Source organism: Myxacorys almedinensis A (assembly GCF_010091945.1).
Taxonomy (GTDB): Bacteria; Cyanobacteriota; Cyanobacteriia; order Leptolyngbyales; family Leptolyngbyaceae; genus Myxacorys; species Myxacorys almedinensis.
Genome location: NZ_WVIE01000004.1, coordinates 157,902 through 170,978, shown reverse-complemented (window position 1 = coordinate 170,978; position 13,077 = coordinate 157,902). Strand labels below are relative to the sequence as shown.

Annotated in this window: 11 protein-coding genes; 3 read left to right on the top strand and 8 right to left on the bottom strand. The window is 50.5% G+C overall.

Annotated features, from left to right (window positions below; all coding sequences use genetic code 11):
* Positions 1 to 126 precede the first annotated feature (126 nt).
* The 3 genes from GS601_RS04840 to GS601_RS04830 all read right to left on the bottom strand — a co-directional run bounded on the left by GS601_RS04840 (position 127) and on the right by GS601_RS04830 (position 2,956).
* Positions 127 to 1,215: a glycosyltransferase gene (locus GS601_RS04840; RefSeq protein WP_162422136.1), complete on the bottom strand. Its 1,089-nt coding sequence runs from the start codon at positions 1,213 to 1,215 to the stop codon at positions 127 to 129.
* Positions 1,216 to 1,832: 617 nt separating this feature from the next.
* Positions 1,833 to 2,183 (bottom strand): cyclic di-GMP-binding domain-containing protein, MshE-related, encoded by a 351-nt coding sequence (locus GS601_RS04835; RefSeq protein ID WP_162422135.1) that lies wholly within the window; start codon positions 2,181 to 2,183, stop codon positions 1,833 to 1,835.
* A 248-nt stretch (positions 2,184 to 2,431) separates the two neighbouring features.
* Positions 2,432 to 2,956: a phosphoribosyltransferase gene (locus GS601_RS04830; protein WP_162422134.1), complete on the bottom strand. Its 525-nt coding sequence runs from the start codon at positions 2,954 to 2,956 to the stop codon at positions 2,432 to 2,434.
* 101 nt (positions 2,957 to 3,057) lie between these two features.
* Between GS601_RS04830 and GS601_RS04825 the strand changes: the two genes are divergently transcribed.
* Positions 3,058 to 4,491 carry an MFS transporter gene (locus GS601_RS04825; protein WP_162422133.1) on the top strand — a complete coding sequence of 478 codons (1,434 nt, stop codon included), beginning with the start codon at positions 3,058 to 3,060 and terminating at the stop codon, positions 4,489 to 4,491.
* Between the two features lie 173 nt (positions 4,492 to 4,664).
* Positions 4,665 to 6,260, top strand: a complete 1,596-nt coding sequence (locus tag GS601_RS04820; RefSeq protein WP_162422132.1) for a rhomboid family intramembrane serine protease — start codon at positions 4,665 to 4,667, stop codon at positions 6,258 to 6,260.
* 31 nt (positions 6,261 to 6,291) lie between these two features.
* Here GS601_RS04820 and GS601_RS04815 read toward each other — a convergent pair whose 3' ends face one another.
* The 5 genes from GS601_RS04815 to GS601_RS04795 form a co-directional block, all read right to left on the bottom strand.
* Entirely contained in the window at positions 6,292 to 7,200 is a 909-nt protein-coding gene (locus GS601_RS04815; protein WP_202924857.1) for a metal ABC transporter permease, read from the bottom strand.
* Positions 7,200 to 7,973: a metal ABC transporter ATP-binding protein gene (locus GS601_RS04810; protein WP_162422130.1), complete on the bottom strand. Its 774-nt coding sequence runs from the start codon at positions 7,971 to 7,973 to the stop codon at positions 7,200 to 7,202. Before GS601_RS04810 ends, GS601_RS04815 begins: the two co-directional genes overlap by 1 nt.
* A gap of 11 nt (positions 7,974 to 7,984) precedes the next feature.
* Positions 7,985 to 9,001: a metal ABC transporter substrate-binding protein gene (locus tag GS601_RS04805; protein ID WP_162422129.1), complete on the bottom strand. Its 1,017-nt coding sequence runs from the start codon at positions 8,999 to 9,001 to the stop codon at positions 7,985 to 7,987.
* Between the two features lie 200 nt (positions 9,002 to 9,201).
* Entirely contained in the window at positions 9,202 to 10,284 is a 1,083-nt protein-coding gene (gene hrcA, locus GS601_RS04800) for a heat-inducible transcriptional repressor HrcA (protein ID WP_162422128.1), read from the bottom strand.
* Between the two features lie 154 nt (positions 10,285 to 10,438).
* Positions 10,439 to 10,795, bottom strand: a complete 357-nt coding sequence (locus GS601_RS04795) for a rhodanese-like domain-containing protein (RefSeq protein ID WP_162422127.1) — start codon at positions 10,793 to 10,795, stop codon at positions 10,439 to 10,441.
* Positions 10,796 to 11,121: 326 nt separating this feature from the next.
* Here GS601_RS04795 and GS601_RS04790 point away from each other — a divergent pair, with 326 nt between their 5' ends.
* Positions 11,122 to 12,822, top strand: coding sequence for a DUF3352 domain-containing protein (locus GS601_RS04790; RefSeq protein ID WP_162422126.1), 1,701 nt, complete (start codon positions 11,122 to 11,124; stop codon positions 12,820 to 12,822).
* Positions 12,823 to 13,077 lie beyond the last annotated feature (255 nt).

Below are 13,077 nucleotides of genomic sequence, written 5' to 3'. Positions count from 1 at the left end.
TTAGCCATGTACACCCGTTGCCTGTCTCATCTTGTCGGTTTTACCACTGCCATAGATAGATCCAGGAGATAGATCCAGGTCTGTTTTCGTCGCTGTTGTGCCGTGCTGCCTTCATCTGAAGGGGGTTTATCCAGTGCCGCAGGCATCCCCGATCACCCGCTCGACCGACTGAAAAAAGACCTCTTCAGAAAAGTGGCTGAGCGCATGGTTACGAATGGTTTGATAATCCCAGGGGATCGACGCTGCTTGCAGCAGAGCACGATACAACGCATGGGGGGTTTGAGACTTGAAGAAGACTCCCGTTGTGCCAGGAATTTGGGTGTCTAAAACGCCACCTTCGCCAAACGCGATCACAGGCGTGCCGCTGGCATTTGCCTCAATCGGAACTAGCCCATAATCTTCTAGAGCCGTCACAATCACCGAGCGAGATCTAGAGAGCAGCCACTTGCGATCGCTATCACTCACATGACCGAGAAACTTCACGTTTTTCATTGCCCTCGATTGTAGCGCCTCCCGCTCAGGCCCTTCGCCTGTCACTAGCAGCGTCCAGCCCAGCCAGTTAAAGGCTTCCACAATTACATCAATGCGCTTGTAGCTGAGCAAGCGGGCTGAGGCGAGATAAAAATTTTCTTTTTGGTCGGAAAAGGTGAACTGTTGGCTGTCGATGGGATAGTTGATCACCAGAGCAGGTCGGTTGTAAATCTTCTCGATCCGTTGGGCAACGGTAGAAGAGTTGGCGACATATAAATCTGGCTCTTGAGCATGGGCTAGATCTGCCCGCCGCATTAGCTGAAAAATATTTTCTAGAAGCGGATAAAAGCGACGGTAGGCACTGTACTCTCGCAGGTACGTTTTGGTATCCCACAGAAACCGAGTCACGTTGTGGCAAAAGCAGATGTGCTTGGCGTCGGGGCGCTTTCTGACGGCTTTGGCGAAACTGGTTGTGCTGCTGATGATCAAATCGTAGTCTCGCAAATCTAGCGCCCGAAATGCCGCGTAATAAAAAGGCGCAAGCAGCTTGAAGTAATGCGGTGCTTTGGGAAGTCGCTGCAAATAGGTGGTGTTGACGATGCGATCGCCTAGGTCAACAGATAATTGAGGATCATAGAGAGACGTAAAGACATCCGCATCAGGGTAGCGTTTGCAAAGCAACTCGAACACTCGCTCTGCACCACCCCGTTGTGTCAGGTAGTCATGGACTAGGGCTACTTTCATGACCTCTTGCAACGGGTAGAAGGGTTTTACCGCACCACCAAGCAGGGCTGGGCAGAGCAATCAGTTCTGGGCAATGCTCTATCCCTCTGCTCAGACCTTAAACTAAGGCTGAGCAAGCCAACTTGGGCGCTGTGATAAAAACGCCAGTTTGCCAATCGAGTGATTTAAAAAATTGGATCAGAACAACCTGCGACAACCAGATGACGTGCAACGAATCGCAACATCTCTATAAAGCTATAAAACATAAACTTTAGAGAGTCCAGCGCATCCACAGGAAGCTCAGCGAATAACTGTCAACTAGCGGTAAAAGCAAAGCGTTACGAAGGCTTGACTCAGTCGATTGTCACTTGGCTCTAATGACTATCAAAGAAGAACTGTAATTTTCCTGCTAGTGGATAAGCATCATCCAATTGATAGATCTACCTCGTAGAAAGAGATGTGTCGCTAGTCACGAGTCGAGGAGGGGTGCAGAAAGACCTAGTGTAATATTCTACAAAAAATAATTTAACTTACGATCGCAGCAAATTATTGCAACCGTGATTGCGATCGCAGGTTAAAGTGCGCTTGCGAACCCCAACGGCGCGCTTTATGCTGTAAGAACTCTGAAGGAATGCAGCCTAACCAACCCAACTGACCCCATCTCCAGATGGCAGTGAGGGGAGTGCCTTACGATCGTTTCCCCACGTATCGTTCGCAAGAGACGCCCCTCGTGAGCCGCGAGATAACAAATGCGCCTGCTTTTGTTCAGCGCTGTGGGAGGCTTTCACCGCTTTTCGTTCTGGCTCGATCACCCGTCGAATCACATAGTCTAGCGTCTGCTGCTTGATCCATCCTCTCGCCACCAAAACCTCCCCAAATCGCATGTGATTCATCAGGATTTGGTCATTCAGTGCCACTGCTACTTGAGCAGGTGTAATGAGTCCTGCTTCAACAAAATACGTTCCTAGCGGACTTTGGTGCTGCGACATAGTTACTGAGTGCAAGAAAGATACTATTGCCTTGCAGTATAGCAAGTATAATTACGCATGTTCCTATTTTAAAGATTGTCTGAATCGGTTTTCTGCCTCAATTGGCTCTGTGAACTCACTGAGACGTGCATAATTTTCTCGGTATTTCCTCGATCGCCGGCGAGAGAAAAGCATAAACGCCTTTAACGTGTCCCTAAAATCCGAAGGCTCATCCGTAAATCTGAGGGCACCTTCAACGGTATCCGTCCTCACCCTTGGGCTGGGTCGGCAAAGCGTGACTGAGCTAAATCCTTGGGTTCCATAGCTTCGTACTTTTCAAACGGCTGATGAATCCACGGATTGTCTGGCAAATAATCTACGTAGTAGTCAGGTTGAATGACGGAACACGCTTTGTACCACAGCACTGCCGTTCGCACTTCTTCGACGTAAAACCCGTAATGCTGATGAATCCACGGAATTGTCTTCTGCAACGTCACTCCCGAATCAACAAGATCATCGACGAGCAGCACCCGCGACCCAAGGTTTAGCGTAGTCATCGTTAAATCCCGCGAAAACACCAGCGTACTCCGCCCATGGCTACCAGAGCGGTAAGACGACGTAGACAAAATTGCTAGAGGCACATCATAAAGACGCGCCAATGTATCGCCAACTCGTAGCCCTCCTTTGGCAAGGCAGACGATTTGATTAAACTCCCAACCAGAGCGATAGATCGCAGCGGCAAGTTTTTCAACGATTTCGTAATAATCAGCCCAACTGACGAAAAGATCAGACATTGCGATCGCTAAAGATGAATAAGATTTAGAACAAACCGTGTGATCAGAACCAAAGCTGAGGACGATAATACAACTGATAACCCGGTTTCTACGACTCTTGTATGAATAATTCTGCCGACCTACCTGGTGCAAAGACCGAAAAATTAAGCTTTAGTACAAAATTGGCGTACGGTGCAGGAGACTTGGGACCTGCAATCACAGCAAATCTCTTAGGCGTCTTTCTGCTGATCTTCTTTACCAATGTCGCCAACTTAAAGCCAGGAATCGCAGGCAGCATTTTACTCATCAGCAAAGTTTGGGATGCGATTAACGACCCGATCGTGGGGATGATGAGCGATCGCACTCGCAGCAAATGGGGTCGTCGTCATCCGTGGATGATTTTTGGGGCAATTCCTTTCGGCATCTTCTTTTTCTTGCAGTGGGTTGTCCCTAATTTTGATCAGTGGGGGCTGTTCTGGTACTACATTGCAATTTCTGTCATCTTCAACACCTTCTACACCGCTGTAAACCTGCCCTACACCGCACTGACCCCCGAACTCACGCAAGATTATGACGAGCGCACCAGTCTCAACAGCTACCGCTTTGCCTTCTCGATTAGCGGCAGCATTCTCTCGCTTGTGTTAGCACTTGTTATTTTGGGCGCGTTTCCAAACGATCCGATCAAGCAATATTGGGTGCTGGGTGCCGTGTGTGCCGTTATTTCTGTGCTGCCGTTGTATTGGTGCGTATGGGGAACGCGCAAACGAGTTCAAGAAACCGAGCGAAACCGCATCGTGGTTAGCAGAGAAGATACATTGCCTTATCGTGAGCAACTCAAAATTGCATTTTCTAACAAACCATTTCTATACGTGATCGGGATTTATTTATGTTCTTGGCTCGCCGTGCAAAACACGGTTGCTGTGATTCCCTATTTTGTTAAAAACTGGATGGGCTTGAGCGATGCTGCGTTTACCCAGGTGATCATTGCCGTTCAGGTGACAGGGTTAGTCATGCTGTTTGTCTGGAGTGCCGTCAGCAAACGAGTGGGTAAAAAAGCAGTCTACTTTATGGGAATGACGGTTTGGATCATTGCCCAAATTGGGCTATTTATGTTGCAACCGGGTCAGATCGGCTTGATGTATGTCTTGGCAGTGCTCGCAGGCTTTGGAGTGTCTACAGCCTATCTAATTCCATGGTCGATGATTCCAGATGTGATTGAGCTAGACGAACTGCAAACCGGGCAGCGCCGCGAAGGGGTATTTTACGGGTTTATGGTGCTGTTGCAGAAGGTTGCTCTAGCGATCGGGCTATTTATCGTTGGCTGGGTACTCCAGCAGTCTGGGTTTATTGAAAGTGGGGCAGGTCAACCCGCCCCGATTCAGCCTGCTTCAGCACTTTGGGCAATTCGGCTGCTGGTTGGTCCGGCACCGCTAGCGGTGCTGGTGATCGGCTTGGCACTCGCCTATTTCTATCCGATCACCAAAGAAATTCATGCAGAAATTTTGCTAAAGCTGCAAGAACGCAAGCAAGGCAACACTCAAGAAGCCGAGTCGTAGCTGCTGACTGCGCTAAGGTTGATAAGGCAGGGTTTGTGGAGTGTGTCAGGCATCTCTGTGAGCAGCATAGGATGGGAAAGCTAGGCTCCAGACATTCGCAATCGCAGACACTCATAACTGCTCTGTCTGTGACCGATTTTTATCTGTGACCGATTTCTGTTTATGACCCATCTATGAATCTCAACATCTTTTTTATTCAGCTAGTTGCGTTTTGGAGCGCCATCACGCTGCTGCGCTGGCGGCATACTCCCAAAGGTTGGCGAGTCATCGCTGCAATCCTGGTAGGAGTCTTATCCATAGCTTATGGCTGGGTTCCTGCTGCTGCGGGGATCATTAGCGGCAGTTTGTGGATCGCGTTGGTGGGTCTGCCGATGATGGGCATCGTTCATGTAAATCGGCTGATGACTCAAGAACGATATGGCAGGGCACATCGGGTTGCACAAGTGGTGCGGTGGCTTCATCCTGCGGATGGCTTTGTGGAGTTTCCAAGCGTCTTGCGAGGGTTGGAGCTAGCCCAAGACGGCAAAATGGATGCCGCGATCGCACGGCTAAGCCGCCACCAATCTAACCAATCTGGCACAGGGCGCATGGCAACCGCGCTCCTCTATCGATCGACGGCTCAATGGGATCAATGCCGAGATTGGATCAGCCATCAACTGCCGGGAAAAATGGCATTGAGCGATCCGAGCTTGATCGGGTATTACCTGCGATCGCTGGGTGAAACCGGCGATCTAAATGGCTTAATCCAAGGCTTAGACCAATTTCAACGCCGCTCAAAGTCGCGCGATCCGAGAATCCTTAATTTGTGCAGATTGTATGCCTTTGCCTTTTGTGGGCAACCCGCCCAGGTCAAGCGTTTATTGGAGGGCGTACTATCGCTTTATCCCCAGCCCACTCGCGAATTTTGGATGGCAACGGCTACCCAAGCAGCAGGTGCAGACGCGATCGCACAAGGGCAATTCTTGGCGCTGCGGCAACGGTGCGATCGGTCACTCCAGCAGGCGATCGATTGGCGTCTAGCGCAGCCTCCTGTCGATCCTCAAGCCATCCTCAGCCCTGCTTCTGCACAAATTTTGGCTCAAATTGAAGCCGATCTCGCTCACGAGCATCGCTACGATATCCGAACCGTATTAGCCCGACGAAACGCACCCATCACGCTGATCTTGATTGCGATTAATGCGATCGTATTTGCCATCGAACTCTGGGCTGGCGGCTCAGAAGACTCGATCGTGCTTTATCACTTGGGCGGGTTGGTGCCAGAAGTAGTCGTAGCAGGAGAGTGGTGGCGGTTAGTAAGTGCAACGTTTCTCCACGCAGGCTGGCTGCATCTCATGCTCAACATGCTGGGGTTTTACTACCTGGGAACGTTTGTAGAAACTGTGCTGGGCAGTCGTAAATTTCTGATCGCCTACTTTTTCTGTGGCATTGGCTCAATGGCGCTGCTGACTTTGATCGCAACGTTTACTGGAGCCACTGATCAACTGATTGTTGGGGCATCAGGAGCAATTTTGGGCTTAATCGGCGGCGTCGGCGCAATTTCGCTCCAAGGCTGGCGCTATGACAAAGCAAAGGTTGCAGGCAAGCAGTTTCGATGGGTGCTGCTGTGCCTCGGTCTGCAATCTGCGTTTGATCTGGTGACACCCCAGGTGAGTTTGTTGGGGCACCTTTCGGGAGCCGCCTTAGGATTCTTGATCGGGCTGATGTTATTCAATCCCCGCCATCAACCGAGATTTGCAAAACCAAGATGGATCAAATCAGCGCAAAAATAAGGCATTGCTAACTCTGGTCATCCTAGGAGCATCAGTGTCTTTCATCTCGTTTTGATGCGCCTGCATCTAGCTCAGCCGAGGCTGCCATCTCCCCTATTCGCACTGTTTTAGCTCTGACTAGCAAGCCATGTTTGGGCGCAAAAACCACGGCGGTTAAAAATAACAGCGTTTGCAAGACAACAATACACCCCCCCGTTGAGGCATCAAGGTGGTAGCTGATATAGGTGCCAATGACACTGGAAAAAACGCCAGTTGCGATCGCAATCCCCATCAGGTGATCAAAGCGATCGCTCAACAAATAAGCAGTTGCCCCCGGAGTCACCAACATCGCCACAACTAAGATAATGCCGACGGTCTGAAGCCCAGCAACGGCGGTAAGCGACAACAAAGATAACAGAGTATAGTAAAGAAAGCTAATGTTTAGACCAATAGAACGGGCATGAGTTGAGTCAAAGCAAAATAAAATTAAATCTTTGCGTAAAATCGCTAAAGTGACTAGTGTGATTACGCTAATGATCATTGTTTGAACAATATCGGCATCTGAAATACCCAACACATTGCCAAACAGAATATGAGTCAGATCGATCGAGCTTCTAATCTTGGAAACTAGCACGATACCCAACGCAAAAAAGCCGGTAAATATCACGCCAATGATCGTATCTTCCTTAACACGAGTTTTCGCCTTAATAAAGCCGATCGCAATCACTGAACCCACCCCAAAAATAAACGCACCCACCGCAAACGGAATGTTTAGCACATAGGCAATCACAACGCCGGGCATCACCGCATGGGAAACCGCATCCCCCATCAACGCCCAACCTTTTAAGGTCATATAGCAAGAAAGGGCAGAACAGACGACCCCAACCAAGGCGCTGACCCAAATTGCCTTCACCATAAATTCGTACTGCAACGGTGCTGCAAACCACTGAATCACGTCCATCACCGCTCCTCCTGATGAACCTGAAGCCGGGGTTTAGTAAACGATAAATTGCCAACCGGGCCGCCAAAGGTGCGGGAAAGATTCTCTTCTGTAAACACCTCAGACGTATTGCCATAGGCGAGGATACTGCGGTTAATCAACACGACCTGATCACAAAACGTTGTGATTGAGGATAAGTCGTGGGTAGAAATCAAAATGGTATGCCCTGCTTGCCGCAGTTCCATCAACAAATCGATCATCATTTTCTCGGTTTTGATATCCACTCCAGCAAACGGTTCGTCTAGCAGCAACACGGTTCCTTGCTGTGCTAGCGCCCGTGCAAAGAAGGTGCGTTTCTTTTGCCCGCCCGATAGCTCCCCAATTTGGCGATCGCGCATCTGCCACATTTCCACCCGGTCGAGGCTGTCTTTGACAGCGCGCTTATCGGTCGAATGGGCAATCCTCAAGAGATTCATGTATCCGTAGCGCCCCATCATCACCACATCATGGACGCTCACCGGAAAATTCCAGTCTACCTCCTCCGACTGAGGCACATACGCCACCAAATTCCGTTTCTGAACTTGGCGAATCGGCAAGCCCTGAATTAAAATTCGCCCTGCGGCTGGCTTCACAAACCCCATAATGGCTTTGAACAGGGTCGATTTACCTGCACCATTCATCCCAACTAAGCCGCAAATGGTTCCGGGTCTGAGTTGCAGCGAGGCATTGTGCAGCGCTACTTTGCCGTGATAAGAAACCGTAACATTTTCAATATCGATGCTGATCCCATTCATGCCCTTTTTCCTTAGTTGCCTTGTAAACCCTTGATCAAGGTGTTGATGTTATATTCCAATAGCCTGAGATAGGTCGGTGCGGCTCCATCGGGTGGAGAGAGAGAATCGACATAAAACACCCCTGCAAAGGTTGCGCCTGTTTCTTTGGCAACCTGAAGTTGTGCTTCATTGCTGACCGTGCTTTCGCAAAACACCGCCGGAATCTGGTTTGCCCTCACCGTATTAATCACCTGTTCTACCTGTTTCGGGGTAGCTTGCTGTTCGGCGTTGACTGCCCAGATATAGACTTCCTTTAAGCCATAGTCGCGGGCAATGTAGGAAAATGCGCCTTCACAACTGACGATGTAGCGGCGCTCAGGCGGAATCGCTGCGATCGCTTGTTTGAGCTGGCTATCGATCGCTCGGATCTGCTGACTATAGGTTGCTGCATTAGCGTCATAGGTCGAAGCGTTCGCTGGGTCGAGATTTCCCAGCGCTGTACGAATATTTTCGACGTAGATCAAGGCATTTTGCGGCGACATCCACGCATGGGGATTTGGCAACCCTCGGTAGGCATCTTCTGCAATGGAAACCGGTTGCACTCCCTCGCTCAAGGTGATGCGGGAAACCTTGGGAAAGCTGTTGTAAAACCGAGATGCCCAACGTTCTAGGTTTAAGCCGTTGTCTAAGATCAGATCTGCCTGTTGCCCTCGGCGGAGGTCGCTAGGGGTGGGTTCGTAGCCATGAATTTCAAACCCAGGCTTCACGATAGATTCTACGATCGCTTTATCGCCCACCACATTTTGCGCCATGTCTGCCAAAACGGTAAACGTGGTGAGAATCACTTTTTTATCGGTTTGGGCGGGTTTATCGGTTTGGGCGGGGTCAACCGCCGGGGCGGGAGTAGAGGATTCATCCTGTCTGGTTTGGGTCGGAGCAACTTGAGTGCTACACCCACTGAGCCAAATTCCTATCAACAGCCCAAGTACACCAACCTGATAGCGTTTCAAGCTTGGAAATCCTCCGCTAAAGCGAAATTTATAGTTCATACCTATTTTCATAATGGTTTCACTTTCTGAAATCTACCATAGGGCAAGAAGAAAATGAAAGAATTATGAAATGTTAATTGCGATCGCAGCACTAGACGGCAGCACAACACCGTTGACCAGCACTCAGGCATCGGCAACGAGAACCCGTTGCACAATCCTGCTAACCTGTGAAGAATTTAATTGAAAGCAGCGCCCCAACTCTAACTCAGCGCTTCTGACAAATAATCTGCTGTCGCTTTCACCAGCGCGATCGTATCTTCGTACAGCATCCGCGTCGGACCGAGCACCCCCACACTCCCCACCGGAACCGACCCCCGATGATAGGTCGAAGAAATCAGCGTGCAGGTGCGAATTGGCTCTAGAGGATTCTCAGACCCGATCCGAATCGACACTCGGCGTCTAGAGGCATCCGAGCCAAGCTGATCAAAAATCAGAGGCACCAGTTGATGCTGTTCTGCTTCTAGCAAATGCAGCAAGGTTTTTACCTGTTCTAATTCTGAAAATTCGGGTTGCCGTAGCACCTCAGACACCCCGCTAATCAGCAATTGCGTCGGTAATGAAGACTGGGCAAACTGTTGCGACAGGTCTTTGAGCAGCGAGGTCAAAATCGTGCTGTAGCGATCAAACTCTCGACCCAACTCACTCCAATCGAGTACCCTTAACTCCGCTAGCGATCGCCCCCGTAGCTGATCGTTGAGAAAATTGGACAAAATTTGCAGTTCTCGATCAAGCAAATCGGCATCCCACTCTGACCCATCTTCCGCCTTGGGCAGATCTAGCATTGCCGACTGGGTTTCGTAGGTATCTGTCACCACAATCAGCATGACTCGCCGCGCATCCACCTGAACGATCTGCACATGACGTAACTGAGTGGTATGGGTGAGGGGCATGGTCATCAGCACAATATAGCCACTCAGGGTGGATAAAATTTGCGCCGCCCCCTTAAGCAGGGCTTCAAAACTCCACTTGTCCCAATTCAAGCGATCGCTAAACAACTGCTCGATCTGAATCGTCACCTCGGTGGCAGGCTGAATCAAGCGATCGACATAGATCCGGTAGCCCGAATCCGACGGCACCCGCCCCGCCGAAACATGGGGTTGGTAGAGCAGCCCGGCTTTTTCCAAGTTGCCCATGGCGCTGCGAATCGTCGCCGAACTGACGCTCAGGTTATATTCCTTAACCAATGCCTCCGAGCCAACCGGCTCTGCTGTGGCAATATAGTGGCGCACAGTTGCCCAGAGAACCTGTTGCTGACGATTGGTGAGATTAACGTGTGTAGTCATGGCTCCATAAGCGGGATGGATCGAGCGAGCAAAGTGAAGTCCCCAATGCCAGGAAACCAGCACCCTAGAAGGGTTTCAATTATGGATTTCAATCTAACATAACAGATTCTTAAGTTTGCCTTGAGATTGTTGCAAAGAAGAGATGAAGCGGGGATTAGTACTGGGGAACTGACGAATCGACCTGGCGAGAATATTCTGCAATGCCGCCTGAGATGTTTTTGACGTTGGAAAAGCCTTGCATGATCAGCCATTGGCACATCTGCGCCGATCGAATGCCATGATGACACAACACCAGGGTTTCTGTCTCTGCATTTAGCCGGGTTTGAATATCGCTAGACCAGTCTGCGTAGTTGCTTAAAGGCAGGTTAACGAATCCATCTAGGTGGGCGGTTTCGACTTCCCACGGTTCGCGCACGTCTACGAGTTGAAGCGAAGCAGCAGATTCGGCTAACTTTTGAGCAAGTTCTATCACGGTGATGTGCGGTAAAGGTTGGTGGGTTGGGTCAGGCATGGATTAGGTTCGGTTTTGATGGAACAATCGAGGGGACATCCGTTTTTCAGGGACACGAAATGGCAGAGAAAGCAGCGTCCTGGAATAATGTTTTTATTAGGGCAATTTTTCCCGAAGCCCTGACACTTAGCCCTGCGTTCTGGCAGGAGAGGAGAACGCGAGGTTTGGCTTTCCGCTGGGGGAGAGATTCGACCCGCTTCACGATGACGGCTATTTTTGAGGTATGTCTTTCAAGGTCTGTAAGGTATGTCTTTATAAATAAATGTCTGTCAGGAAATGTCTGTCAGGTGTGGCTGCTGTCTAAAACCCCCTATCCCTAAATTGTTATGAAGTTCCGCTCGTTTTTAACTATTCTAGCCGCGATCGCGAGCCTCCTTTTTCTGATCGGCTCTTTTGGCTTCGTCCGGATTTTTGCCCAAAGCCCGCTTGCCCTCTTGCGCGGTAGCCCGATCGAAAGTCCGACCGCCGCGATGTTTATCCCCCGTCAAGCCCCGCTTGTGGCATCGCTGCTGGTCAATCCTGATCGCTTGCAAACCCTGCGGCAGGTCATCGCTAAACCGAGCGATCGCAGGGCGGCACGAGCGGAGTTAGACCAGTTTAAACAAGGCATCCTCGGCAGCACTGATTTAGACTATCAGCGAGATGTGCAGCCTTGGTTGGGAGATGAAGTCACGGCGGCGATTACCAGTTTGGATCTCGATCGCGATGAGAGCAACGGAGCCGAACGCGGATATTTGCTGGCGATGCTGACCAAAGACCCCCAGCGATCGCGAGAATTTCTGCAATTGTTCTGGCAAAAACGCGCCCTCGCCGGAACAGACTTAGCGTTTGAATCCTACAAAGGCACCACGATTATTAGCGGCAATGTAGCGCAGGGCAACGAAACCGCAACCGAACCTTCAGAGTCAACCCCGCTTTCGACGGGTGTGGTCGGCAGCCGCTACGTTTTATTTGCCAACAGCCCAAAGGTGCTGAAAGACGCGATCAACAATGTGCAGGCTTCCGAGCTAAATCTCGCCAGTTCGGCTGACTATCAGCGTGCGATATCTACCCTCAAAGATGGCAGAGTGGGAGTTGTTTTTCTCAATCTGCCCCAACTCAAAACCCTGACTGGGGAAGAGCTTCCCCAAGAGGGCAGCCTGACGATTGCTCTGGGGTTAAACCGCCAAGGGCTGATCGCAGAAACCGCCTTGCTAGATGGGTCTGAACCGGCAACTCAAGCCAGCTTGTCGAAGCCAGTTGGAGCCTTGCAGTATATTCCCGCGACTAGCCCCCTGTCAGCATCGGGCAGCCATTTAGATCACCTGTGGGCAGGGCTTTCTAACACCGCCAGCCAGTACGATTTTGTGGCTCAACTGGTGCAGCAACCCTTGGTAGATTTAGAGAAGCAATGGCACATCAAGCTTGAAGACGATATTTTTAGCTGGGCAACCGGAGACTATGCGCTGGGATTAGTGCCCCAACCCGGAACCGAGCACCGTTTGGATTGGGTCTTTGTGGCGGATACGTCTGACCCGGCGGCTCAAGGTGCGATCGCAACGCAGTTCCCCGATGGGGTAATCGCCCATCTTGATGCGATCGCGCAACAGCAAGGCATCAGTCCGGGTTCTCTACCTCTGGGCGATCGTACGGTTAACGTGTGGACTCGCCTAGCGGCTGAAACGCTGCCAAAACAAGAAATTTCGGTAGAGGCGCAGGTCACCGGGGTTCACACGTCGGTGGGCAAGTATGAAATTTTTGCCACCTCCCTTGAAGCGATGGATGCGGCTCTCACGGCTGAGAAAGATGCCTTAGCCGATAGCCCAAAATTTGCTCGCGCGATCGCGCCGATCCAAACGCCAAACAACGGCTATTTTTATGTTGATTGGGACAAGGCACAACCGGTGATGGAACGCCAATTTCCGTTCGTTCAACTGGTCGAATTAGCCGGGCAGCCTTTATTTAACCACCTGCGATCGCTCACGATCAGCAACTATGGCAACGAATCGGGCGTTCAACGGGGCGGTGCCTTCATTCAGTTGAATTAAATGTAGCTGAACCACTTTAACTTTAGAGGAGCAAAAATCGCTCTACCTCTACCTCTCGTTTCCTCTTCGGCGGGAGCGGGGTAGGGTGAGGGTCTTGGAGGGCGTTCATCCGCCTTAGAAGACATAAAAAGCAGCGCGATCGGAAACTTGGCTCACGCTGCACCAGTCACTACTATCACGCCTCAACCTTTATTAGAATGACTCTCATTCGCGTTCTGGTAAAGCTAGAGTAGGGTACATTGGCTATACCAAAAT

Bases quoted from the DNA above. Each gene is read 5' to 3' on its own strand.
- GS601_RS04820 (WP_162422132.1), top strand. From the start codon at position 4,665: ATGAATCTCAACATCTTTTTTATTCAGCTAGTTGCGTTTTGGAGCGCC.
- GS601_RS04840 (WP_162422136.1), bottom strand. From the start codon at position 1,215: ATGAAAGTAGCCCTAGTCCATGACTACCTGACACAACGGGGTGGTGCA.
- hrcA (WP_162422128.1), bottom strand. From the start codon at position 10,284: ATGACTACACACGTTAATCTCACCAATCGTCAGCAACAGGTTCTCTGG.
- GS601_RS04815 (WP_202924857.1), bottom strand. From the start codon at position 7,200: ATGGACGTGATTCAGTGGTTTGCAGCACCGTTGCAGTACGAATTTATG.
- GS601_RS04810 (WP_162422130.1), bottom strand. From the start codon at position 7,973: ATGAATGGGATCAGCATCGATATTGAAAATGTTACGGTTTCTTATCAC.
- GS601_RS04830 (WP_162422134.1), bottom strand. From the start codon at position 2,956: ATGTCTGATCTTTTCGTCAGTTGGGCTGATTATTACGAAATCGTTGAA.
- GS601_RS04790 (WP_162422126.1), top strand. From the start codon at position 11,122: ATGAAGTTCCGCTCGTTTTTAACTATTCTAGCCGCGATCGCGAGCCTC.
- GS601_RS04795 (WP_162422127.1), bottom strand. From the start codon at position 10,795: ATGCCTGACCCAACCCACCAACCTTTACCGCACATCACCGTGATAGAA.
- GS601_RS04805 (WP_162422129.1), bottom strand. From the start codon at position 9,001: ATGAACTATAAATTTCGCTTTAGCGGAGGATTTCCAAGCTTGAAACGC.
- GS601_RS04825 (WP_162422133.1), top strand. From the start codon at position 3,058: ATGAATAATTCTGCCGACCTACCTGGTGCAAAGACCGAAAAATTAAGC.
- GS601_RS04835 (WP_162422135.1), bottom strand. From the start codon at position 2,183: ATGTCGCAGCACCAAAGTCCGCTAGGAACGTATTTTGTTGAAGCAGGA.